This is a genomic window from Adlercreutzia sp. DFI.6.23 (assembly GCF_024462535.1).
In the GTDB taxonomy this organism is placed as follows: domain Bacteria; phylum Actinomycetota; class Coriobacteriia; order Coriobacteriales; family Eggerthellaceae; genus Adlercreutzia; species Adlercreutzia rubneri.
Genome location: NZ_JANGBP010000738.1, coordinates 1 through 290, shown reverse-complemented (window position 1 = coordinate 290; position 290 = coordinate 1). Strand labels below are relative to the sequence as shown.

Below are 290 nucleotides of genomic sequence, written 5' to 3'. Positions count from 1 at the left end.
AGACGCCGGAGGCGCTCAACTCCGATGCTCCACGCGCAGCTCGGAGCCGTCGATGCTGAGCGCGAGCCTGCCTTCCAGAAGCTCCAGCAGCTCCTCTCCCACGAGCGCACGACGCCAACCGCGCAGAAGATCGACGCCCTCGCGGTACCCGCGCGCGACGCGCGCCAGGTCGTCATGGCTGGCCAGCGTGGGGAACGCCACGCCGTTCTGCTTCGCGCGCAGCCGCACGAGCGCGCACATGAGATCCAGCTCCGCGTCGACGTTCGGCTCGTTCTTGCCGCAGCGATCAG

At 69.7% G+C, this 290-nt stretch carries 1 pseudogene; it reads right to left on the bottom strand.

The annotated features are described in order from the left end of the window. Nucleotides 1–15: 15 nt before the first annotated feature. Nucleotides 16–290 (bottom strand): annotated as a pseudogene (locus tag NE591_RS15280) (ribonuclease D); the annotation flags it as partial.